Here is a 22,144-nt window from a genome sequence, read left to right as displayed (position 1 = left end):
ATGGGATGGTGGCGTGAAACCATTGATATCGTAAAAGAAAATGATCCAGCGGCTCGCACCACATTGGAGGTTCTTTTGACCTATCCTGGTGTGAAAGCCTTGGCTGCCCACCGTCTCTCTCATTTTCTCTGGAAGAATGGCTTTAAGCTCTTAGCTCGTATGCACAGCCAGTTTTGGCGTTTTTGGACACAAATCGAGATTCATCCGGGTGCTCAGATCGACTCAGGTGTCTTTATCGACCATGGTTCTGGCCTTGTGATTGGGGAGACGGCTATCGTTGAAAAAGGGGTTCTTCTCTACCACGGGGTAACTCTTGGTGGGACAGGGAAGGATGTTGGCAAACGCCATCCGACCGTGCGTAAGGGAGCTCTCATATCTGCACATGCCCAAGTTATCGGGCCTGTAGAAATCGGTGAAAATGCCAAGGTCGGTGCTGCAGCAGTTGTTGTGGCAGATGTTCCTAGCGATGTAACGGTTGTCGGTATTCCAGCCAAGATTGTCCGAGTGCATGGGCAAAAGGATGAACCCACCATTCATGAAGTAGAAGAAAAACGGGAATACTACGTCAATAAACTCGAGCAAGCGAGAGATGCCAGTCATAGGTCGTCTGGGCTGTAGAGGATATCTATATGATTCAAGCAAGAAATAAGTTAAGCCAAGAGGAGTTATTTGAGGCGAAAAAACTAATTAACTGTTGCCAAGCCTATGATGGAACTTATCGTGATCCTTATCTTTCTAACATGCTTAATTTTGATCCAAACATGCCTGCATTTTTCCTTTTTTACGAAAAAGGCGAACTGGTTGGTTTGTTAACTGTCTATGCTGATGACCAAGATGTGGAAGTGACGATACTGGTTCATCCCAATCATCGCCGTCAGGGAATTGCACGTGCTTTGTTTACTAGCTTTGAGAAAGAAACGACTTCTTTCCCTATTCGTTCAGTGACTTTTCAGACAGAACGTATTTTTCTAGACCGTCATCCTGATTTTGTCAGCAACTGGGGACTAATTGAGGATGAAGAGACAGAAACTTGGTTAGGTAAGGATAGAAACCCTTACCCGTTAGCAAACCTTTCTAATCTTGAAGTTTTGTTAGCAGATAGCTCGTATCAGGAGCAAATTAGTCAGTTAAAATTTCAGGCATTCTCAGAAGAGCATGAGTCTAGAGAGATTGTGGATAGATATGTCGCTGAAGCTCTGAAGGATCCAGAAAGTCGCTTATATATTTTGTTAAAAGACAGTCAGGTTATTGGAACTTGCACAGTTGATTTATCGAGTAATACGAATTACCTCTATGGTTTAGCAATAGCTGAGCTTGAACGTGGGCAAGGCTACGGAAGTTATCTAGCAAAATCCCTCGTCAACAAACTGATTGAGCAAAATGACAAGGAGTTTCAGATTGCCGTGGAAGATAGCAATGTAGGTGCCAAACGTTTGTATGAAAAGATTGGCTTTGTTAAACAGACCCAGGTGGTTTATCTGAATGCGAAAGAGTAATAAATGCTATTAGAAGAATTTGAAAATGTACCTGCTGTTATAGAGCCAACTGATCGAAGCCTCCTTAGTGGTGGAGAAATCTGTGATACCATTATCTTGTCTTTTAATGGAGAGATCCTTGAACGAGTAAAGCAGTTGGAAGGTGTTTACGAAGGTGGCTATCTTACCAATCTAAATGGTAAACTGCCATGGTATATCTATGAAAAAGATGGGAGTAAGGTAGCAGTTGCTATGGCTCTTATTGGAGCTCCAATGGTTGTTGGACTCTTAGAAGAACTCAAAGCAAGAGGATTTAAGAACTTTATCATTTTAGGATCTTGCGGAGTTCTAGACCAGTCTATTCAAGCAGATAAGATTATCCTACCAAGCTCGGCTTTACGTGATGAAGGTACTAGTTATCACTATGCTCCAGCAAGTGATGAGATAGCTTATGACCAATCTCTACTCTTAACTATGGAAAAAGCTTTGAATAAATCTTGCATTGAGCACATTCGAACAAAGGCTTGGACCACAGATGCCTTCTATCGTGAAACAGCTGCTAAGGTCAAACGAAGACTAGCAATGGGAGCGACAGTTGTAGATATGGAAGCTTCAGCTATCATGGCCTGGGCCCAATATCGACAAGCCAGTGTCTATCAGTTTTTCTACACAGCTGACTATGTCGACCATCAAAATCACGAATGGGATGCTAGACGCGAGGATAGAAAAGCGGATGCTATGACTTTTTTTGAGATAGCATTAGTAATTGCGCAAGAGTTAGTTTAGACTAGTCTTTACGATAAATTCGAAACAATAAAGGAAGGGAGCCTAACGGAAAACATAGCAATAAAACTTCCGTAGTGACTCCCTTCATCTTTTTACTGTATTCTTCTTTTATGTTTAGAAAGGAGCAAGGAAATCCGATTTGTGACAGGCAATCGGACTAAAATTTAGTTGAACAGTTAGTTATGAAAATATCTGTTTATGAATTTTAGCTTTCCTGACTATTATTTTATGATTAAAATCTATGACACCATGTCTCGTGATTTACGAGAATTTGTCCCGATTACAAAGGGAGAGGTTCTCATGTATGTCTGTGGGCCAACGGTATACAATTATATCCACGTGGGGAATGCCCGCTCGACAGTAGCCTTCGATACCATTCGTCGCTACTTTGAGTACCGTGGTTATGAGGTCGCCTACATTTCCAACTTTACCGATGTAGATGACAAGATTATTAACCGCGCCAAGGAAGAAGGCATCACACCTCAGGAAGTAGCGGACAAGTACATTGCTGCCTTTCGTGAGGACGTGACGGCTTTGGGGGTGAAACCTGCGACTCGTCATCCTCGTGTAGTCGAGTTTATGGATGATATTATTCGTTTTGTTGCTGATTTGATTGAAAAAGGCTATGCATATGAGAGTCAAGGAGATGTCTATTTCCGTGTGGAAAAATCTCATAACTATGCTAAGTTAGCTAATAAAACACTAGAAGACTTGGAACTAGGTGCTTCAGGTCGTACCGATGAGGAAACGGCTCGTAAGGAAAATCCTGTAGACTTTGCTCTTTGGAAATCTGCTAAACCAGGTGAGATTTCTTGGGACAGTCCTTGGGGACCTGGACGTCCAGGCTGGCATATCGAATGTTCGGTCATGTCAACGGAGATTTTGGGTGATACCATCGATATTCACGGTGGTGGAGCTGACCTTGAGTTTCCTCACCATACCAATGAAATTGCCCAGTCTGAAGCTAAAACAGGCAAGACCTTTGCCAACTACTGGATGCACAATGGTTTTGTCAATATCGACAATGTCAAGATGTCTAAGTCTTTGGGTAACTTCATTACGGTACACGATGCCCTCGAAACGATCGACGGTCAAGTATTGCGTTTCTTCTTTGCGACTCAGCACTACCGTAAGCCTATCAATTTTACGGAAAAAGCAGTGCGTGATGCGGAGACTAATCTCAAGTATTTGAAGAACACCTATGAACAACCATTTACTGGAACTGTAGATGCTCAGGAGTTACAGGCATTTAAAGATAAGTTTATAGCGGCTATGGATGAGGATTTCAATACAGCTAATGGAATCACAGTTGTCTTTGAAATGGCTAAATGGATCAACTCGGGAAACTATGATGCAGCTGTCAAGGAAACTCTTGCAGCTATGTTAGAAGTCTTTGGAGTGGTATTTGTCGAAGAAGTTTTGGATGAAGAGATTGAAGCCTTGATTCAAAAACGCCAAGAAGCACGTGCAAATAAAGACTTTGCGACAGCGGATCAAATCCGTGACCAACTAGCTGCACAAGGGATTAAGCTACTTGATACCAAGGATGGAGTGAGGTGGACACGTGATTGATGTCAATCTCATTAACGGGATTGCGCTAGCTTTTGAAGGAGATGCAGTTTATTCTATGTATATTCGTCGCCATCTCATTCTCAAAGGCATGACCAAGCCCAATAAACTTCACCAAGAGGCAACCAAGTATGTGTCGGCCAAGGCTCAGGCACACTTGATTTCCCTCATGCTGGAAGAAGAAGTCTTAACGGAAAAAGAAGAAGAAATCTATAAACGGGGTCGCAACACCAACAGCCATACCAAGGCTAAGAATGCAGATGTGGTAACCTATCGTATGTCTACTGGTTTTGAAGCGGTCATGGGCTATCTTCATATGACTGAAAATGTGGAACGCCTCGAAACCTTGATTTCTTGGTGCATCCAAAAAGTGGAGGGCTAGGAATGATTGCAAAAGAACTACTGGATTGGTTTCCTGATGGTAAAATCTTAGATCAGCCAGGTGATAAAGAGGGTTATCTAAGTCTACCTCTGTCAAATTATCAGTGGCTTTTGCTTGAGGAAGCTAGTCTTAGCGAGCGTGAAAAACAATTGGTGGCTCTTTTAACCAAGCAGGAGCAAACTATCTCACTCAATCCCTGGTATAGCTATCTGATCGAAGCTAAGGGACAGGCACCGCAAAACTTTAAAAAGTTGCAACTTGTTTATTGCCACCTATCCTATTTCCAACAAGAAAATCTATCTTCTTGGCTAGATATGATGCGAACCCTTTTTCCAAACTTCCTGACTATGATTCAGGTGGGATCCCAAGATTACATTTTTGTTCTTCAACAGGACAAGTACTCGTCAGTTCGTTCTATCCTATCAGATACTCTCGAAGCTGTAGAATATGACTTTGGCGTTCGTCTATCGATCATGCTGGGACAGGTCTGGGCTCAGAATGCCCAGCAAAATTTAGCGGACTTGATTAAGGCAGAGCGTGAGCTCTTTAAGACTTGGTGGTGTCAAGGTCATCAAGGAGTTCATACTTTTTCTCAACTTTATCTTTGGAGTTTGGGAGAAAGACAGGTTGATCTTAGACTTATCAAGGACTATCTCCGTCAGCAAATTCTAGATCAAGATCAGATTCAGGAAATCGTCCTTTCACTGTGGGAAAACAGTGCAGTCTTGACAAAAACAGCCCAGCAGTTGTATTTGCACCGTAATTCTCTCCAATACAAGATTGATAAATGGGCAGAACTAACAGGCTTAGAATTAAAAGATTTGACAGATTTGACCCTCTGTTATCAACTGATATTACCAGATATCTTATAAAGTTTTGTGCAAGTTGCACAGAACTTTTTTATTTTTTTGGTCATCTTGCCATAGAAAAGTAAAACGTTTTCATCTATAATAAAACTATCAAATGACAAAAGGAGTTCTCCACAATGGTAGAATTAAATCTTAAAAATATTTACAAAAAATATCCAAACAGCGAACACTATTCAGTTGAAGACTTCAACTTGAACATCAAAGACAAAGAGTTTATCGTTTTCGTAGGACCTTCAGGATGTGGTAAATCAACTACCCTTCGTATGATTGCTGGTCTTGAAGACATCACAGAAGGTACTGCATCTATCGATGGAGTGGTTGTCAACGACGTAGCTCCAAAAGATCGTGACATCGCCATGGTATTCCAAAACTACGCTCTTTACCCACACATGACTGTATACGATAACATGGCTTTCGGTTTGAAATTGCGTAAATACAGCAAGGAAGACATCGACAAACGTGTACAAGAAGCAGCTGAAATCCTTGGATTGAAAGAATTCTTGGAACGCAAACCTGCTGACCTTTCTGGTGGTCAACGTCAACGTGTTGCCATGGGTCGTGCGATCGTCCGTGACGCAAAAGTATTCTTGATGGACGAGCCTTTGTCAAACTTGGATGCAAAACTTCGTGTATCAATGCGTGCTGAAATTGCCAAAATCCACCGTCGTATCGGAGCTACAACTATCTACGTAACTCACGACCAAACTGAAGCTATGACACTTGCAGACCGTATCGTTATCATGTCAGCTACTAAGAACCCTGCTGGAACAGGTACTATCGGACGTGTTGAACAAATCGGTACTCCTCAAGAAGTTTACAAAAACCCAGTTAACAAATTCGTAGCAGGATTTATCGGAAGCCCAGCTATGAACTTCATCAACGTTAAATTGAACGGTGACCGCATTGTTGCTGACGGATTTACTTTGAAAGTTCCAGAAGGTGCTTTGAAAGTTCTTCGTGAAAAAGGTTACGAAGGTAAAGAATTGATCTTCGGTATCCGTCCAGAAGACGTAAATGCAGAACCTGCTTTCCTTGAAACATTCCCAGAATCAGTTGTGAAAGCAACGATCTCTGTATCAGAATTGCTCGGTTCAGAATCTCACCTATACTGCCAAGTTGGTAAAGATGAGTTCGTTGCAAAAGTTGACGCTCGTGACTACTTGCAAGCAGGTGCAACAGTTGAACTTGGATTTGACTTGAACAAAGCACACTTCTTCGACGTAGAAACTGAAAGAACAGTTTACTAAGATAGATTTTAATCAATGAGCACTACTAGAGTTTTTCTAGTAGTGTTTTTTTATCAAGTTTAGCAAACTCTTACAGAATGGGCTTTACTAGTTTTCATATCCTCAAAAAAGTGTTAAAATGGTAGGAAGAATTGGAGAGTATGCATGCCCAAAGAAGTAATTTATTCAGGCGATGAAGTCGTCGCTTTAACACAGAAATATTTATCGAAAGAAGATGTTGCTTTTGTACATAAAGCCTTGGTTTACGCTGTAGAATGCCATAGTGGTCAATATCGTAAATCTGGCGAGCCCTACATTATCCACCCTATTCAGGTAGCAGGTATTTTGGCTAAGCTCAAGCTAGATGCTGTCACTGTTGCCTGTGGTTTTTTGCATGACGTGGTTGAAGACACAGATGCTACTTTAGATGACTTAGAACGCGAATTTGGTCACGATGTTCGAGTGATTGTAGATGGTGTTACCAAGCTTGGTAAGGTTGAGTATAAGTCTATCGAGGAGCAGCTGGCTGAAAATCATCGCAAGATGCTCATGGCTATGTCAGAGGATATCCGTGTTATCTTGGTCAAACTTTCTGACCGCCTACACAATATGCGCACCCTCAAGCACCTTCGTAAGGACAAGCAGGAGCGTATTTCCAGAGAAACCATGGAAATCTATGCGCCACTTGCTCACCGTTTGGGGATTTCAAGTGTGAAGTGGGAACTGGAAGATCTCTCTTTCCGCTATCTGAATCCAACTGAATTTTACAAGATTAGTCACATGATGAAGGAAAAACGTCAAGAGCGTGAAGCCTTGGTCGATGAAGTTGTGACGAAACTCGAGGAATACTCATCTGAGCGCCATCTTACAGGAAAAATCTACGGTCGTCCAAAGCATATCTACTCTATCTATCGTAAGATGCAGGATAAGAAAAAACGCTTTGAAGAGATCTACGACCTGATTGCTATTCGTTGTATCCTAGATACTCAGAGTGATGTCTATGCGATGTTGGGCTACGTTCATGAGCTTTGGAAACCGATGCCGGGACGTTTTAAAGACTATATTGCCAATCGTAAGGCCAATGGTTACCAGTCTATCCATACGACTGTTTATGGACCAAAAGGGCCGATTGAGTTCCAGATTCGTACTAAGGAGATGCACGAGGTTGCTGAGTACGGGGTTGCGGCTCACTGGGCTTACAAAAAAGGAATCAAGGGTCAGGTTAATAGCAAGGAATCTGCTATTGGGATGAACTGGATCAAGGAGATGATGGAGCTCCAAGATCAAGCAGATGATGCCAAAGAATTTGTGGATACTGTCAAAGAAAACTATCTGGCTGAGGAGATTTATGTCTTTACTCCAGATGGGGCGGTTCGTTCACTTCCAAAGGATTCTGGACCGATTGACTTTGCTTATGAAATTCATACAAAAATTGGGGAAAAAGCGACTGGTGCCAAGGTTAATGGCCGTATGGTTCCATTGACGACCAAGTTAAAAACGGGTGACCAGGTTGAAATCATCACTAATCCAAATTCATTTGGACCAAGCCGTGACTGGCTCAATATGGTCAAGACCAGCAAGGCTCGTAACAAAATTCGTCAGTTCTTTAAAAACCAAGATAAAGAATTGTCCATCAATAAAGGTCGTGAATTGCTGATTAGTCAGCTCCAAGAAAACGGCTATGTGGCCAATAAATTTATGGACAAACGCCACATGGATGAAGTCCTTCAAAAAACCAGCTACAAGACAGAAGAAGCGCTATTTGCGGCGATTGGTTTTGGAGAAATTGGAGCCATCACTGTCTTTAACCGTTTGACAGAGAAAGAACGTCGTGAAGAAGAGCGGGCCAAAGCTAAGGCAGAAGCTGAAGAATTGGTCAAGGGTGGCGAAGTCAAGGTGGAGAACAAGGACACGCTTAAGGTTAAGCATGAGGGTGGAGTAGTCATCCAAGGTGCTTCTGGGCTCTTGATCCGGATTGCCAAATGTTGTAACCCTGTTCCAGGTGATGATATCGTCGGCTATATTACTAAAGGACGCGGAGTTGCCATCCACCGTGTAGACTGTATGAACCTTCGTTCACAGGAAAACTACGAACAACGTCTACTCGATGTTGAGTGGGAAGACCAATTCTCAAGCAAGGAGTATATGGCTCACATCGATATTTACGGGCTCAACCGTTCTGGTCTATTGAATGATATCTTGCAAGTCCTATCAAATACAACTAAGAATATCTCAACCGTTAATGCTCAACCAACCAAGGATATGAAATTTGCCAATATTCATGTTTCCTTTGGAATTTCAAACCTTTCAATGCTGACCACCGTGGTTGATAAGATTAAGAGTGTACCAGAAGTCTACTCGGTTAAACGTACCAATGGTTAAGTTGGTTTGATATCATCAGAAAGGATTACTATGAAAATTATCGTTCAGCGTGTCAAGAAAGCTCAAGTTTCTATTGAGGGTCAAGTATATGGGAAAATCCAGCAGGGGCTCTTACTCTTAGTAGGTGTTGGACCTGAGGATCAAAAAGAAGATTTGGATTATGCAGTCAGAAAGCTTGTCAATATGCGAATTTTCTCAGATGCTGAAGGCAAGATGAACTTATCGGTTAAGGATATCCAAGGCCAAATCCTCTCCATCTCTCAGTTTACTTTGTTTGCAGATACCAAAAAGGGAAATCGTCCAGCCTTTACAGGCGCTGCTAAACCGGATATGGCGGAAGCTTTCTATCAAGAATTTAACCAAGAACTAGCCAAGGAAGTTCCTGTTGAGACAGGAGTCTTTGGAGCAGATATGCAGGTGGAACTGGTCAATGATGGCCCAGTAACCATCATCCTTGACACCAAAAATAGATAAGAAAAACCAAGCCCAGTCAGCTTGGTTTTTCTCATCTATCACAAAATATTCCAAAATGAAATGGGTGCTTGATAGGCTTGGGGGAAGTCTCTTTTCAGGCTTTGGCAGGTGCGATAGGAAGGGATGAGATATCCTAGGATGAGGAGACTTCCCTGAAGGAAAAGTGGGATACCACTTAAAAACAGCAGGGAGAGAATTATCAGGTTATCCCAGAGGAGGATTTGTAAGGCAAAACGCCAGAATCTCGGTCTAATCTGGGAATAGAGTTGACTAAAGTGGTCACAAAGTTGGTTGGAAAGATAGGTAAACAGCACAGGGTGAAAGAAGATAAGCCAACCACTGTAAATCAAAATCCAATCCCAAGTGAGCCCCTCTTTAAATGTCAAAAATGCCAGCATGATTCCATCGATGATGAGGAGTTGAATGGTTTTGATGTAGATGATTTTTTTCATGATAAAACCTTTTTTTCCTTAGAGACACTCTCACAAAGAGATATGTTTGTCATAAAAGTCTGGATAGTTTTCTCTTAGGTGGCTAGCCGTTATATAATAAAAAGTAGAATGACAGGAAGTAAAGACTGGAGTAAGAGAGTAAAAATGTTGAGGGCCAGTGATGGCTAAAAAGACAAATAATAGTAGGTCAGCGAAGAGAATCTCTAAGTAGTAAAGGCGAATTTTTTTGTTCATCTGCGGATAAATCTCAGAGAAATGTTTTTTGAGTCGATTGACCAAGCGAAATAGCAGTAGTCCTTGAGCAAGGATGAAAATGAAGCAAAAAATCAGGCCTCTCTCCAAAGAAAGTTCGTATCGGGGTCTGAAAGTTACTAACAGTAGCAAATCGCTGACTACGATGGCTGTAAAATGGATTCTAAAGAGATTTTTCATAAGATGACCTCCCTCTTTTATCTAGCTTCATTCTACTCCAAAAGAATGGGAGTTACAAGTAAAATGATAAAAAATTTTAGTAAGGAGATTCTATTAAGTCGGCTTGCTTTCTTTATTTGAGTTTCCTTCTATTTTTCCACTTCTTCATCATTCCAGACAAATAAAGCTCCGATTGCATTGAGGATATAAAAGATGTATTTTCCGATATTGGCAAAGTTTCCTTGAATGCCAGCCTTTGTCAGCTGAACGAAATTGTAAATCAACCAAAATCCCCACTGAGTTGTCAGTTTCAATGCATTCAAAGCATTGGCAATGAGGGAGAGTGCAAAGGAAATAGTTGTTACGTAGGCAAGGAGATTCATCTTTCCTCCATAGCCGATATAGTTGGTCATAAATGCAAAGAGGAAGGCGATGATTGAAATGATGATGGCAGCTAATTTTATCTGTTTTTGGCTCATTTGGTTGGGTCTGCCTTCTTGCGAAGCTTCCCATTTCTTAATAGCAAAGGTATAAATGAGGAAGGTGACAGGATAGGTGATAATGGCCGCCTTATTTCCAAGGATATAGTCAATGGTACCAGACAAAATCGTATTGACTATGCCAAAGTAATTTCCCCATTTGCTTAATTTCCCCGTGAAACGAGTGGACAACATGGAAATCCCAACGTTGGTTACGGAAATCAATCCAAAGGGCACAAGGGCAGTCCATGGGCCCCAGTCTACGAATTTATCGAGACGGGAGTTGAGGTAACCAGATGCGATCGCAATTCCAACGACCAGAGCAACCCCAAAGAGGTCAAACCATTTGGATGTTGCAAAAATTTTTAGTGATTTTTTCATAGGTTAAAATATCTTTCTTTTTTTTACAAACATTCTACAACAAAATGAGAGTAACATCAAATGCTAGAAATAAAACCCTGAAAATCAAGCTTTCAGGGTTGGTAGGGGACTTGAGAAATTAGTTCATTTTTTCAACATAGAGTTGTTTGGCGATTTCGAGGATGACTTGAAGTTCTTCATTGTTGTGAATTAGAGTAAAGGTATTAGAGAAGCCATCGAACTGCTTGACTTGGAGTTGTTCTCCAATATGGATGGCGTGTTTTTCCAAATATTGAAGAAGTTCAAAGCTATCATGAACTCTTGTCAAAAGATAGGTTCCCGCTTCCTTGATATCAGAGAGTGGTAGGTTATTAACCTCAACTAGAAGCTCACCCTTGGCAGGAATGGTTCCACCATGGGGACAGGTCTTTGGAAAGCCTAACATACTTTCCAGTCGCTCCACAAAAAGGTCAGAAACTGTATGCTCTAATACTTCAGCCTCATCGTGAATCTGATTGCTAGTATAGTCTAGATGGTGAACTAGAAAGACCTCTATCAGTCGATGCTTACGATAAAGCTCAGAGACCAGCTTTAAGCCAATATCCGTTAGTATATAGCCATTTTCTTTATTTTTTAATATAAGATTTTCGGATTGCATGCGCTTAATCATCTCAGTTACCGCAGGAGGTGATACCTGCATCCGAGCAGCGATTTCCTTATTGGTAATCTTAGGAACTTCCATGCCAATCTCATAAATACATTTTAAGTAATCTTCTTTATTTGGTGTCATTCGCATTTCCTTGTTTATTATCTCTATCTAGTATACCAAAAAAAGCTAGATTTCTCTAGCTTTCTGTCTTGTTACAGGTGGGCTTTCTTTTAGTCAAGTGACTTTGCTGCTTCAATAGCTGCTTCAAAGTTTGGTTTGGAATTGATATTATCAACATACTCAACATAACGGATAATATTGTCAGTATCGAGAACAAAGACCGCGCGAGCAAGTAAGTGCCATTCATTGATTAAGAGGGCGTAATCACGTCCAAAGGAATGGTCGAAATAGTCTGAGAGCATGATGGCATTTTCAATACCTTCAGCACCGCACCAACGTTTTTGAGCAAAAGGAAGGTCCATAGAAACAGTCAAGACGACTGTGTTGTCCAGTCCAGCAAGTTCTTCATTAAAACGTCGTGTTTGAGTTGAGCAGATACCTGTATCGATAGAAGGAACGACACTCAAGACTTTTTTCTTTCCATCAAAATCAGCCAGAGATTTTTTAGAAAGGTCAGTTGTTGTTAGAGAAAAGTCAAGAGCTTTGTCTCCTACTTGTAGTTGTTTTCCCGTAAAAGTAACAGGGTTTCCAAGGAATGTAGTCATAAGCTACTCCAATCTTTTTTCTTTCATTCTACATTAAATGTTCAGAGTTTTCCAATAATTTGACCGGATTTTGAATCAAAAAAACGCCAATTCATGCTGACTGACGTTTTTAAAATGATTATTTAGCTAAACCTTCAGCAATCTTGTCAAGGTTGTATTTCATCATGTTGTAATAGCTATCGCCTTCTTTACCTTCTTCAGCGATTGAGTCCGTAAAGATTTGAGCATAGATTGGGATGTTTGTGTCTTTTGAAACAGTCTTCATTGGACGATCATCGACACTGGACTCAACAAATAGTGATGGGACTTTCATTTGGCGAAGTTTTTCAACCAAGGTCTTGATTTGGTCAGGAGTTCCTTCTTCTTCAGTATTGATTTCCCAAATATAGGCACTTGGGACACCGTAGGCTTTAGAGAAGTATTTGAAGCATCCTTCACTGGTTACGATGAGTTTTTTCTCAGCAGGAATATTGTCGAATTTAGCTTTAGCTTCCTTGTCAAGTTTGTCTAGCTTATCAGTATATTCTTTGAGATTTTTTTCGTAAAATTCTTTGTTGCTAGGGTCTTTAGCGCTCAATTGTTTTGCGATGTTTTTAGCAAAGATGATCCCATTTTCAAGGTTGAGCCAAGCGTGTGGGTCTTCTTTGCCTTTTTCGTTTTGACCTTCAAGGTAGATAACATCAACGCCTTCGCTGACTGCAAAGTAGTCTTTGTTTTCAGTTTTCTTGGCATTTTCTACCAATTTTGTAAACCAAGCATTTCCACCTGTTTCAAGGTTGATACCGTTATAGAAAATCAAATCAGCTTGAGAAGTTTTCTTGACGTCTTCAGGTAGTGGTTCGTATTCGTGTGGGTCTTGACCAACAGGAACGATACTGTGAAGATCAATCTTGTCACCAGCAATATTTTTAGTAATATCAGCGATGATTGAGTTTGTGGCAACAACTTTTAGTTTTTGACCAGAAGCTGCATCTTTTTTTCCACTAGCACATGCTACAAGAGCAATGACGGAAAGAAAGAGAACGAGTAATGTACCTAATTTTTTCATTAGATCCTCCAATTTATTGGGGCTTTGCCCCTTATTTTAACAAATGTTTATTTTTCAGTTTCAAATATCGTTGTTTTGGAGCGATAAAGAAGCTAATGAGAAAGAAACTAGCAGCTGTAAGCACGATACTAGAACCTGCCGCAACGTTAAAGCTATAGCCGATAAAGAGTCCCAAAACTGAAGCTGTAGCTCCAAAGGTTGAGGAAAGGAAAATCATACTTTTCAGGCTATTAGCATACAGATAAGCAGTTGCAGCTGGGGTAATCAGCATGGCTACAATCAGGATAGTTCCGACACTTTGCATGGCTGTCACAGACACGAGAGTTAGGAGTACCATGAGTAAGTAGTGATAGAAATTGACAGGCATTCCCATGGCTTTAGCCAAGAGTTCATCAAAGGACGTTATCAAGAGTTGCTTGAAGAAAATCCAGATTAACAAGAGAATGGCTGCCCCTACACCCATAGTAATAAACATATCTGTATCTTGAACAGCAAGAATATTACCAAAAAGGATATGGAAAAGGTCAGTTGAACTTTTAGCGACACTAATCAAGATGATACCGAGGGCTAAGAAAGAAGAAAAGGTAATGCCGATGGCGGTATCGCTTTTGACAATCGAGTTTCCCTTGATGTAGGTAATGATGATAGCAGCTAGCAGTCCAAAGACAATGGCTCCGATAAAGAAGTCAATGCCCAAGATGAAGGAGAGGGCTACACCTGGTAAGACAGCATGTGAAATGGCATCTCCCATGAGTGACATCCCACGTAGAATGATGAAACATCCTACAGCTCCAGCTACGACCCCGACGACAATAGCTGTTATCAAGGCATTTTGTAAGAAATGGAATTTTTGCAATCCATCGATAAATTCTGCAATCATAGGTCACCTCCATTGAAAAAGAGTCGATTACCGTAAGCTTGTTTGAGATTGGCTTGGGTAAAGGTTTCTTTGGTCGGACCAAAAGCAATCACTTCTCGATTGACAAGCAAGACTTGATCGAAGTAGTTGGGAACCTTGCTGAGGTCGTGGTGGACGATGAGAACCGTCTTCCCAGCTTTTTTCAGATCTCTCAGCGTATTCATGATGATTTCCTCACTGACTGAGTCAATCCCAACAAAGGGTTCATCTAAGAGGATATAGTCGGCTTCCTGCACCAAACATCTGGCAATCAAGACCCGCTGGAACTGACCTCCAGACAGTTGACTGATTTGACGTTCAGCGTAGTCAGCTAGGTCGACGATTTCAAGGGCCTCTTGCACTTTCTTCCAATGTTTAGCATTTAAACTTCGAAAGAGAGGAATAGAGGGAAATAGTCCTAACGAGACGCATTCCTTGACCTTGATGGGAAAGTTGTAGTCAATATGAATTTTTTGCTCGACATAGGCAACTCGATGTAAGGATTTTTTAACTTCCTTGTCATCGAGAAATGCCTGACCTTGATGTGGGATAATTCCCAGCATACCTTTTAATAATGTTGATTTCCCAGCGCCGTTTGGACCGATGATTCCGGTAATCGTTGGTCCTTGGAGCACTAGTGAAATATCCTTTAGTGCCAACGTTTCTTTGTAGGAGACACTGAGGTTTTCGATACGTATCATACAGTTATATTCCTCCTATCTTTTAATATACATTAAAATAAAAATTAAGTCAAGTTAATTTTGTAAATATTTAAAATATTAACTAGAAAACAATCAGAAGAAGACGGTATTTTTAATTGCATTCCCCAGGGATTTTTGCTAAGCTAGGAATAAGTGAAAAATGAAAGCGAGAACAAGATGACACGTTATCAAGATGATTTTTATGATGCTATAAATGGTGAGTGGGAAAAGACTGCTGTTATTCCAGCCGATAAATCTCGAACAGGTGGTTTTATCGACCTTGACGAAGAAATTGAAGAGTTGATGCTAACGACGACTGATAAGTGGTTGGCTGGAGAAGATGTACCTGAAGATCCTATTCTAGCAAACTTTGTCAAGTACCATGCTATGGTCAGAGATTTCGATAAGCGAGAAGCTGATGGAATCGAGCCAGTCCTCCCTTTACTGAAGGAATATCAAGATTTGGAAAGTTTTGCGGATTTCGCAAGTAAACTAGCAGCATTTGAATTAGCTGGTAAACCAAACCTCCTTCCATTTGGAGTATCACCAGATTTTATGGATGCTAGAACCAATGTTCTCTGGGCTAGTGCACCAGGAACTATTTTGCCTGATACAACCTACTATGCGGAAGACCATCCTCAGCGTGAGGAATTATTGAACCTTTGGAAAGAAAGTACTTCTAATCTCCTCAAAGCCTATAACTTCTCAGATGAAGAAATCGAAGACTTGCTAGAGAAACGATTGGAATTGGACCGCCGTATCGCAGCTGTGGTCCTCTCTAACGAAGAAAGTTCAGAATATGCCAAACTTTACCATCCATACGCTTACGAAGATTTCAAAAAGTTTGCGCCTGCCCTTCCATTGGATGACTTTTTCCAAGCAGTGATTGGGCAAACTCCAGACAAGGTTATCGTAGATGAAGAACGTTTCTGGCAAGCAGCAGAGCAATTTTATAGTGAAGAAGCTTGGCCTTTGCTCAAGGCAAGCTTGATCTTGAGTGTGGTTAATCTTTCAACAAGTTATCTGACAGATGAGATTCGTATCTTGTCAGGTGCCTACGGACGAGCTCTTTCAGGAGTTCCAGAGGCTCAAGACAAACGTAAGGCAGCTTACCATTTAGCTCAAGGACCATTCAAACAAGCCCTCGGCCTTTGGTATGCCCACGAAAAATTCTCTCCAGAAGCCAAGGCAGACGTAGAGAAAAAAGTGGCGACCATGATTGACGTTTATAAGGAACGTTTGGCTAAAAATGACTGGCTGACTCCTGAAACTCGAGAAAAAGCCATCGTCAAACTCAATGTCATCAAGCCTTATATCGGTTATCCAGAAGAACTGCCAGCTCGCTATAAGGACAAGGTAATGGATGAATCTGCTAGCCTCTTTGAGAATGCCCTAGCATTTGCGCGTGTGGAAATTAAGCACAGCTGGAGCAAGTGGAATCAGCCAGTTGACTACAAGGAGTGGGGAATGCCAGCTCACATGGTGAATGCCTACTACAATCCACAAAAGAACTTGATTGTCTTCCCAGCTGCTATCTTACAGGCACCATTCTATGACTTGCATCAGTCATCTTCTGCCAACTATGGTGGTATTGGTGCAGTTATCGCCCATGAAATCTCTCACGCCTTTGATACTAATGGAGCTTCCTTTGATGAAAATGGAAGTCTCAAGGATTGGTGGACAGAGAGCGATTATGCAGCCTTTAAAGAAAAAACACAGAAGGTTATCGACCAGTTTGATGGTCAAGAATCTTACGGTGCAAAAATCAATGGAAAACTAACCGTATCAGAAAATGTTGCCGACCTTGGAGGAATTGCTGCTGCTCTTGAAGCTGCTAAGAGAGAACCAGACTTCTCAGCTGAAGAGTTCTTCCATAACTTTGCACGTATCTGGCGTATGAAAGGTCGCCCAGAGTTGATGAAACTCATGGCTAGCGTCGACGTACACGCTCCAGCTAAACTCCGTGTCAACGTCCAAGTGCCAAACTTTGATGACTTCTTTACGACCTATGATGTCAAAGAAGGCGACGGCATGTGGCGCTCACCAGAAGACCGTGTGATTATTTGGTAAAATGATTTCTCAACCAAGTATAACTTAGCGTTAATGACTTATGTTTGAAGTTTATCCATCTGAAAATGCAATGCTATCGAGGTTAACATGAAGAAATTTTTAATGATGTTTTCAGCTATTTTTTCGATTTCAGTTTTGGCATCTTGTGGTCTCAATAAAAATAATAGAAATATAGAACCTTCATCTACACTATCATCTGTTTCCAAAGACGATAAGACTAGTGCATCAACAGAAGCAAAGACTGAAAATACAAGCGACTCGTCAACCAATGCGTCACAATCGACTGCTGAAAATAAGAAGGAAACTGGACCAGATTTATATAAAGAAGTGATTGAACGTTATAATCACTATACAGAGCTTTTAAAACAAGGTAATAGAGAAGATTTATACGAGGAAAATAAACAACACAAGATTGCTTCAGAAGAATATAGCCTGATTTTCTCTCGTATGGATTATCAAAATGCACCAGACTTTAAATATGCCCTTCTTGATTTGAATAAGGATGGGCAAGATGAGTTACTTATTGGCGATGAAAAATTTGTTTCAGCCATTTATTATTTGGAAAATCAAAAGCCTAACTTACTTCACACAGCTTATGTAGCTTCTGCAGGTGGTTTTCGCTCAGGCTTTGTTATTTACGAAAATGGTCTAGTCTCTTATGCAGACTGGCAGTCAACTCGTCCAGAAATGAACCTGGCTCTATATTCGTTTGATAAAAATGGAGTGCAGAAGATTAAAGAAGCAACTATTCAAATCGGTGGTAATGAAAAAGCAGAGCAAGTTTTAGATATTTCTTCTGAAAAGCTTGATTTGTCTAACATTGACTGGAAAGAATTGAATCCAGCTAATTAGTTTTGAATTATTTTTCTAGTCAATGTTGATTCTACCGAGCAAGGATTGCTCTAGAAATAGAAACTAAAAAAACAAGGATGATGACCTGCTCCCCTACAGTTTCTAGTGAATTTTATTTTTTCGCTGTCCATTATAAGGGGAGCATATCATTTAGTGTGTAGTTCATAGAGATTATGAAATTGAGGTCTTTTCTCATTCTGAAATCCATAGTAAAATATCCTTCTGTATCAAAAACAGGAGGATTTTTATGTTTCAGACCACCATCAATATAGGCTATGCTCGCGTTTCTACCCACAAGCAAGACCTAGGCTTGGAGGTGCAAATGGAGGCTCTCAAGCACTGCGACCAGCTCTTTATCGAACGTGAATCTGGTTCAAACAATGCACGTCCAGAACTCGAAAAAGCCTTAAAATTGGCTTCGGACCTTTCGCAGGATGGTAAGCAGGTCATTTTCACTATCTATAAGTTAGATCGCCTGACTCGCTCCATGTTTAAATTGCTAGAACTGATCGAACGATTTAATGCTTCGGATATTCAGCTAGTCAGTTTGCATGAAAAACTGGAAACCGACTCGCTCATCGGTAGGTTACTTTGCGTCATTTTGGGATTTGTGGCAGAAAGTGAACTGGAAAATCTGCGATTTCGAACCCGTGAAGGACTTCGTAAAGCCAAGGAAAATGGTGTCAAACTAGGTGCCAAGCGAATGTCAAGAGATAAGGAAGAGAGAATTATTGAGCTGTATTTGGCAGGGGAATCAAGCATCAGAACAATAGCAAAAACAGAACGAATTTCGACCTCAACCATCTATAAAGTGTTGGAACGAAACAAGGTGGCTATCAATCGTAAAAATGTTTCGCAAAATTCTTGCTAAAAATAAGATAAAATGCTACAATGAGGGCGTAAATATGTTTCGATTAACGACCGTTTTGCGAAACATTCAAAATAACAATGTGAATATTTCAGAAAATACGAATTTAACAAGGATTTGAGCCTGTGTTGGATTTGTATTTTTTTGTTTTTTAAGTGTATCGTTTAACGGTCGTTATGTGATACACCAAAACCCTTGTCGCTCAAGTGGTTGAGGTTTTCTTCGAAACACTAATATCAAAAAAATTAGGATTTTGTAGTATTTACACACCTTCAAAAGTAATCTACATTCCTAAGGAGGAAATTATGAAAACAAATAAACTTGTTAAACTCGGTATTGCAACCTTTGCGGTTGCGGTGTTGGGTGTAGTGCCAGCTTTTACAGCTCAAGCAGACACACATGTGGCAGAACAGCCAAATACAGCTCAGGCAGATACACATGTGGCAGAACAGCCAAATACAGCTTCAAAACCAGTAGAAAATGGCAAACCAAGTGATTCAGAAAAACCAGAGGTTAAACCGGTTGAAGAAGTGAAACCTGAAGCTAAGTCAACAGCAAACGCAGCCGAGACTCAGCCATCTGATGCCCCAAGGGAAGATGCAACCTTAAAAGAAGAAAAACATCTTCCTATCCGATATGTAATCGAACTAGATTTTCATGATATAAGGACTGGGGAGAAAGTAGAACCTACTAAAACGTTGACAGGAACTGTTAACGTTGGTGAAGATTTAACAATTGCAGCTCCAACATTTGAAGGCTATAGGCTTCAAAGAGCTTACCCCAAAATACTGAATATTAGTTATGATAACCTGAATGATATTTCTAGATCGAAAGATGAGAGATTTATTCTTACCAAAGAGGGCGATACAATCGTGGCACATTGTCAGCTTGAATATGAGACACTTCCGCTAGAGAAGCCTAATAGGAGCGAACGGACTCTTCATATTAGCTTTAGCTATACTGGAACTCCTAAACTTTGGCCCGATGGTACACTCCCACTTCATCGCAAGGCTCATTCCATTGATGATGGAAAACGAAATATAACAGTTACTATTAAGCCAGGTGAGAGTTTTACTTTACCTAAGGGTGATATAGATGGCTATATTTTGGAAGAGATAACGGATGTTAGACACGAAGAGGGAAGATGGGGAGCAACTACTGGTAATTCTTATAAACCTGGAGAAACTGTACCTTACGAGAAATTCAACTTTTATCCTGGTGTTGTTGACGGTGTAGAAAGTGATCATATTTCAGTTAATTATTTTTATTATCGACCAGCGGGCTATATTGGATATGAAAAACCATCTCAACCTACGGAGAAACCAGCACCAAAAGCTGACGAAAATCAAGAGCCCATCAAATATCGTATCGATTATTTCGATGCAGATACGGGAGAGAGGCTATCTCGAGAAATTGGAGTTTTAAACCCTGGTGAAACTATCAATATCCATAAAAATATTGATGGCTATGAGGTAGTTACGAATCGTCGTTGGATGTCTGGTTATAATGTGGACTACCGGTTAATGGATAGATATTTTGGGTCTTCGTCTGGATATCGATATATGTTTCTAGAATATAAGAAGGTAAATGCGGATGCCAAGCCTTCAGAGACTCCGAAACCAGAAGTAAAACCGGAAACGAAGCCTTCTGAGACACCAAAACCAGAAGTTAAACCAGAACCAACGCCAAAAGCTGACGAAAAACAAGAGCCCATCAACTATCTTATCGAATATTTCGATGCAGAAACGGGAGAGGAGATATCTCGAGAATATGGAGTATTAAATTCTGGTGAAACTGTTAATATCCATAAAAATATCGATGGCTATGAGGTAGTTTCGAATGATAGCTGGATGCCTGGATATAATGTGGACTACAGGATAATGAGTAGATATTTTGGTGGTCAAACGTTTGAACGTTACATGTTTCTAGATTATAAGAAGGTAAAGGCGGATGCCAAGCCTTCAGAAACACCAAAACCAGCGCCAAAAGATGAAGAAAAGCAGGAGCCCCTCAAATACCGTATCGATTATTTCGATGCAGATACGGGAGAGAGGATATCTCGAGAAATTGGAGTTTTAAACCCAGGAGAGACCATCAATATTTATAAAGATATTGAGGGCTATGAGGTAGTTTCGTATGCTAGCTGGATGCCTGGTTATAAAGTGGACTACCGGATAATGAATACATATTTTGGTGGTACTTTGGATGACAATTACATGTATCTAAAGTATAAGAAGGTAAACGCGGATGCCAAGCCTTCAGAGACTCCGAAACCAGAAGTAAAACCGGAAACTAAACCTTCAGAAACACCAAAACCAGAAGTAAAACCGGAAACTAAACCTTCAGAAACACCAAAACCAGAAGTAAAACCGGAAACTAAACCATCAGAGACTCCGAAACCAGAAGTAAAACCTGAAACTAAACCTTCTGAGACACCGAAACCAGAAGTTAAGCCGGAAACTAAGCCTTCAGAGACTCCGAAACCAGAAGTTAAGCCGGAAACTAAACCATCAGAGACTCCGAAACCAGAAGTTAAGCCGGAAACTAAACCTTCAGATACTTCAAAACCAGAAGTAAAACCTGAAACTAAACCATCAGAGACTCCGAAACCAGAAGTTAAGCCGGAAACTAAACCTTCTGATACTTCAAAACCAGAGGTAAAACCGGCACCTAAGCCTTCAGATACTTCAAAACCAGAAGTTAAGCCGGAAACTAAACCTTCTGATACTTCAAAACCAGAAGTAAAACCGGAAACTAAACCTTCAGAGACACCAAAACCAGAAGTAAAACCGGCACCTAAGCCTTCAGAGACACCAAAACCAGTTACACCAGCTGTTCCAGATCAACCACAATCTGCTAAACCAGAGAAACCAGTAACTCCAAGCACTAGCCGAATCCTTGCGAATGAAATTGGAAGTGTTCAAGTACGTGCTTCAGAGGAAACACTCAAAAACGTCAGCTACATCAAGGTAGAAGAAACTAAGTCAAATTCACTTACGGCGAAAAACTACAAGGCCTACGATATTCGTCTATACGACGCCAATGGTAAGGCTGTCCAGCCAAATGGCATGGTTCTAGTGAGCCTTTCTGCAGAAAAGCCAGTTGAAAATGTCTACTATGTTTCTCCAGATGGCGCTTTGCAAGCATTAGACTTCAAGCAAGATGCGGATAAGGTAACTTTCGAAACCAATCACTTTAGTATCTATGCTATGACTTTTAAAAATATGTCAGTAAATCACAATGGCGGTAGTATCCAAACGCCAGTTGCAGGTAGTGAAAACCCAACAATCCCTACGCAAAACAGCAATGGTGCAGATGGAACACAACCACAATCCAAACCATTGAAAACTAAGGGAGAAGGTGGAGAGAAAACAAGAAAAACTTTACCAAATATAGTATCTTAGTTTATAAAATACATGTTATAATAAAGCTATGGCATATAGTACAGATTTTAAACACCGAGCATTA

The 22,144-nt window shown here is 40.7% G+C and carries 21 protein-coding genes; 13 read left to right on the top strand and 8 right to left on the bottom strand.

All coding sequences use genetic code 11. From position 1 onward, the window contains the following. The 9 genes from cysE to dtd all read left to right on the top strand — a co-directional run bounded on the left by cysE (position 1) and on the right by dtd (position 9,163). A complete protein-coding gene (gene cysE / locus M1R56_RS09355) occupies positions 1–618 on the top strand; it encodes a serine O-acetyltransferase (RefSeq protein ID WP_248035959.1) in 618 nt (205 codons plus the stop codon). Between the two features lie 11 nt (positions 619–629). Next, a complete protein-coding gene (locus M1R56_RS09350; RefSeq protein WP_248035958.1) occupies positions 630–1,496 on the top strand; it encodes a GNAT family N-acetyltransferase in 867 nt (288 codons plus the stop codon). Between the two features lie 3 nt (positions 1,497–1,499). Next, on the top strand, positions 1,500–2,261 hold the full coding sequence (locus M1R56_RS09345; RefSeq protein WP_248035957.1) for a nucleoside phosphorylase: 762 nt from the start codon (positions 1,500–1,502) through the stop codon (positions 2,259–2,261). 228 nt (positions 2,262–2,489) lie between these two features. Beyond that, complete coding sequence (cysS, locus tag M1R56_RS09340; RefSeq protein WP_248035965.1) at positions 2,490–3,833, top strand: cysteine--tRNA ligase; 1,344 nt, start codon at positions 2,490–2,492, stop codon at positions 3,831–3,833. After that, positions 3,826–4,212: a Mini-ribonuclease 3 gene (locus tag M1R56_RS09335; protein ID WP_045763483.1), complete on the top strand. Its 387-nt coding sequence runs from the start codon at positions 3,826–3,828 to the stop codon at positions 4,210–4,212. The genes cysS and M1R56_RS09335 overlap by 8 nt, the downstream gene beginning before the upstream one ends. Positions 4,213–4,214: 2 nt before the next feature. Next, positions 4,215–5,084, top strand: a complete 870-nt coding sequence (locus M1R56_RS09330) for a helix-turn-helix domain-containing protein (protein ID WP_248035956.1) — start codon at positions 4,215–4,217, stop codon at positions 5,082–5,084. A gap of 113 nt (positions 5,085–5,197) precedes the next feature. Continuing rightward, a complete protein-coding gene (ugpC, locus tag M1R56_RS09325; RefSeq protein WP_248035955.1) occupies positions 5,198–6,328 on the top strand; it encodes a sn-glycerol-3-phosphate ABC transporter ATP-binding protein UgpC in 1,131 nt (376 codons plus the stop codon). 144 nt (positions 6,329–6,472) lie between these two features. Then, positions 6,473–8,689: a bifunctional (p)ppGpp synthetase/guanosine-3',5'-bis(diphosphate) 3'-pyrophosphohydrolase gene (locus M1R56_RS09320; protein WP_001123766.1), complete on the top strand. Its 2,217-nt coding sequence runs from the start codon at positions 6,473–6,475 to the stop codon at positions 8,687–8,689. Positions 8,690–8,719: 30 nt separating this feature from the next. Continuing rightward, on the top strand, positions 8,720–9,163 hold the full coding sequence (gene dtd / locus M1R56_RS09315; RefSeq protein WP_223339247.1) for a D-aminoacyl-tRNA deacylase: 444 nt from the start codon (positions 8,720–8,722) through the stop codon (positions 9,161–9,163). A 38-nt stretch (positions 9,164–9,201) separates the two neighbouring features. On the opposite strand, the gene M1R56_RS09310 is transcribed toward dtd, so the two are convergent. The 8 genes from M1R56_RS09310 to M1R56_RS09275 form a co-directional block, all read right to left on the bottom strand. Then, a complete protein-coding gene (locus M1R56_RS09310) occupies positions 9,202–9,615 on the bottom strand; it encodes a hypothetical protein (protein WP_248035954.1) in 414 nt (137 codons plus the stop codon). 30 nt (positions 9,616–9,645) lie between these two features. Then, a complete protein-coding gene (locus M1R56_RS09305; RefSeq protein ID WP_248035953.1) occupies positions 9,646–10,047 on the bottom strand; it encodes a hypothetical protein in 402 nt (133 codons plus the stop codon). Between the two features lie 128 nt (positions 10,048–10,175). Further along, entirely contained in the window at positions 10,176–10,886 is a 711-nt protein-coding gene (locus M1R56_RS09300; RefSeq protein ID WP_248035952.1) for a nicotinamide mononucleotide transporter, read from the bottom strand. A 118-nt stretch (positions 10,887–11,004) separates the two neighbouring features. Beyond that, positions 11,005–11,655 carry a metal-dependent transcriptional regulator gene (locus tag M1R56_RS09295; protein ID WP_248035951.1) on the bottom strand — a complete coding sequence of 217 codons (651 nt, stop codon included), beginning with the start codon at positions 11,653–11,655 and terminating at the stop codon, positions 11,005–11,007. Between the two features lie 89 nt (positions 11,656–11,744). Further along, complete coding sequence (tpx, locus tag M1R56_RS09290) at positions 11,745–12,239, bottom strand: thiol peroxidase (protein WP_248035950.1); 495 nt, start codon at positions 12,237–12,239, stop codon at positions 11,745–11,747. A gap of 118 nt (positions 12,240–12,357) precedes the next feature. Next, a complete protein-coding gene (locus M1R56_RS09285) occupies positions 12,358–13,287 on the bottom strand; it encodes a metal ABC transporter substrate-binding protein (protein WP_070459788.1) in 930 nt (309 codons plus the stop codon). 31 nt (positions 13,288–13,318) lie between these two features. Further along, on the bottom strand, positions 13,319–14,167 hold the full coding sequence (locus M1R56_RS09280; protein ID WP_248035949.1) for a metal ABC transporter permease: 849 nt from the start codon (positions 14,165–14,167) through the stop codon (positions 13,319–13,321). Continuing rightward, positions 14,164–14,886 (bottom strand): metal ABC transporter ATP-binding protein, encoded by a 723-nt coding sequence (locus M1R56_RS09275; RefSeq protein ID WP_248035947.1) that lies wholly within the window; start codon positions 14,884–14,886, stop codon positions 14,164–14,166. The genes M1R56_RS09280 and M1R56_RS09275 overlap by 4 nt, the downstream gene beginning before the upstream one ends. A gap of 177 nt (positions 14,887–15,063) precedes the next feature. Between M1R56_RS09275 and M1R56_RS09270 the strand changes: the two genes are divergently transcribed. The 4 genes from M1R56_RS09270 (at position 15,064) to M1R56_RS09255 (ending at position 22,080) form a co-directional block, all read left to right on the top strand. After that, positions 15,064–16,956, top strand: a complete 1,893-nt coding sequence (locus M1R56_RS09270; protein ID WP_248035945.1) for a M13 family metallopeptidase — start codon at positions 15,064–15,066, stop codon at positions 16,954–16,956. Positions 16,957–17,043: 87 nt separating this feature from the next. Next, a complete protein-coding gene (locus tag M1R56_RS09265) occupies positions 17,044–17,808 on the top strand; it encodes a hypothetical protein (RefSeq protein WP_248035943.1) in 765 nt (254 codons plus the stop codon). Positions 17,809–18,055: 247 nt separating this feature from the next. Then, positions 18,056–18,679: a recombinase family protein gene (locus M1R56_RS09260; RefSeq protein WP_248035941.1), complete on the top strand. Its 624-nt coding sequence runs from the start codon at positions 18,056–18,058 to the stop codon at positions 18,677–18,679. Between the two features lie 302 nt (positions 18,680–18,981). Continuing rightward, entirely contained in the window at positions 18,982–22,080 is a 3,099-nt protein-coding gene (locus tag M1R56_RS09255) for a hypothetical protein (RefSeq protein ID WP_248035939.1), read from the top strand. Positions 22,081–22,144: the final 64 nt, after the last annotated feature.

It is taken from the genome of Streptococcus sp. oral taxon 431, assembly GCF_023115445.1.
GTDB lineage: Bacteria > Bacillota > Bacilli > Lactobacillales > Streptococcaceae > Streptococcus.
The sequence above is the reverse complement of the archived record's forward strand: the minus strand, read 5'-3'. Positions and strand labels throughout refer to the sequence as shown.

Excerpts from the sequence above, each read along its gene's own strand:
- cysE (WP_248035959.1), top strand. The coding sequence starts at position 1 with ATGGGATGGTGGCGTGAAACCATTGATATCGTAAAAGAAAATGATCCA.
- M1R56_RS09350 (WP_248035958.1), top strand. The coding sequence starts at position 630 with ATGATTCAAGCAAGAAATAAGTTAAGCCAAGAGGAGTTATTTGAGGCG.
- M1R56_RS09345 (WP_248035957.1), top strand. The coding sequence starts at position 1,500 with ATGCTATTAGAAGAATTTGAAAATGTACCTGCTGTTATAGAGCCAACT.
- cysS (WP_248035965.1), top strand. The coding sequence starts at position 2,490 with ATGATTAAAATCTATGACACCATGTCTCGTGATTTACGAGAATTTGTC.
- M1R56_RS09330 (WP_248035956.1), top strand. The coding sequence starts at position 4,215 with ATGATTGCAAAAGAACTACTGGATTGGTTTCCTGATGGTAAAATCTTA.
- ugpC (WP_248035955.1), top strand. The coding sequence starts at position 5,198 with ATGGTAGAATTAAATCTTAAAAATATTTACAAAAAATATCCAAACAGC.
- M1R56_RS09320 (WP_001123766.1), top strand. The coding sequence starts at position 6,473 with ATGCCCAAAGAAGTAATTTATTCAGGCGATGAAGTCGTCGCTTTAACA.
- dtd (WP_223339247.1), top strand. The coding sequence starts at position 8,720 with ATGAAAATTATCGTTCAGCGTGTCAAGAAAGCTCAAGTTTCTATTGAG.
- M1R56_RS09310 (WP_248035954.1), bottom strand. The coding sequence starts at position 9,615 with ATGAAAAAAATCATCTACATCAAAACCATTCAACTCCTCATCATCGAT.
- M1R56_RS09305 (WP_248035953.1), bottom strand. The coding sequence starts at position 10,047 with ATGAAAAATCTCTTTAGAATCCATTTTACAGCCATCGTAGTCAGCGAT.
- M1R56_RS09300 (WP_248035952.1), bottom strand. The coding sequence starts at position 10,886 with ATGAAAAAATCACTAAAAATTTTTGCAACATCCAAATGGTTTGACCTC.
- M1R56_RS09295 (WP_248035951.1), bottom strand. The coding sequence starts at position 11,655 with ATGACACCAAATAAAGAAGATTACTTAAAATGTATTTATGAGATTGGC.
- tpx (WP_248035950.1), bottom strand. The coding sequence starts at position 12,239 with ATGACTACATTCCTTGGAAACCCTGTTACTTTTACGGGAAAACAACTA.
- M1R56_RS09285 (WP_070459788.1), bottom strand. The coding sequence starts at position 13,287 with ATGAAAAAATTAGGTACATTACTCGTTCTCTTTCTTTCCGTCATTGCT.
- M1R56_RS09280 (WP_248035949.1), bottom strand. The coding sequence starts at position 14,167 with ATGATTGCAGAATTTATCGATGGATTGCAAAAATTCCATTTCTTACAA.
- M1R56_RS09275 (WP_248035947.1), bottom strand. The coding sequence starts at position 14,886 with ATGATACGTATCGAAAACCTCAGTGTCTCCTACAAAGAAACGTTGGCA.
- M1R56_RS09270 (WP_248035945.1), top strand. The coding sequence starts at position 15,064 with ATGACACGTTATCAAGATGATTTTTATGATGCTATAAATGGTGAGTGG.
- M1R56_RS09265 (WP_248035943.1), top strand. The coding sequence starts at position 17,044 with ATGAAGAAATTTTTAATGATGTTTTCAGCTATTTTTTCGATTTCAGTT.
- M1R56_RS09260 (WP_248035941.1), top strand. The coding sequence starts at position 18,056 with ATGTTTCAGACCACCATCAATATAGGCTATGCTCGCGTTTCTACCCAC.
- M1R56_RS09255 (WP_248035939.1), top strand. The coding sequence starts at position 18,982 with ATGAAAACAAATAAACTTGTTAAACTCGGTATTGCAACCTTTGCGGTT.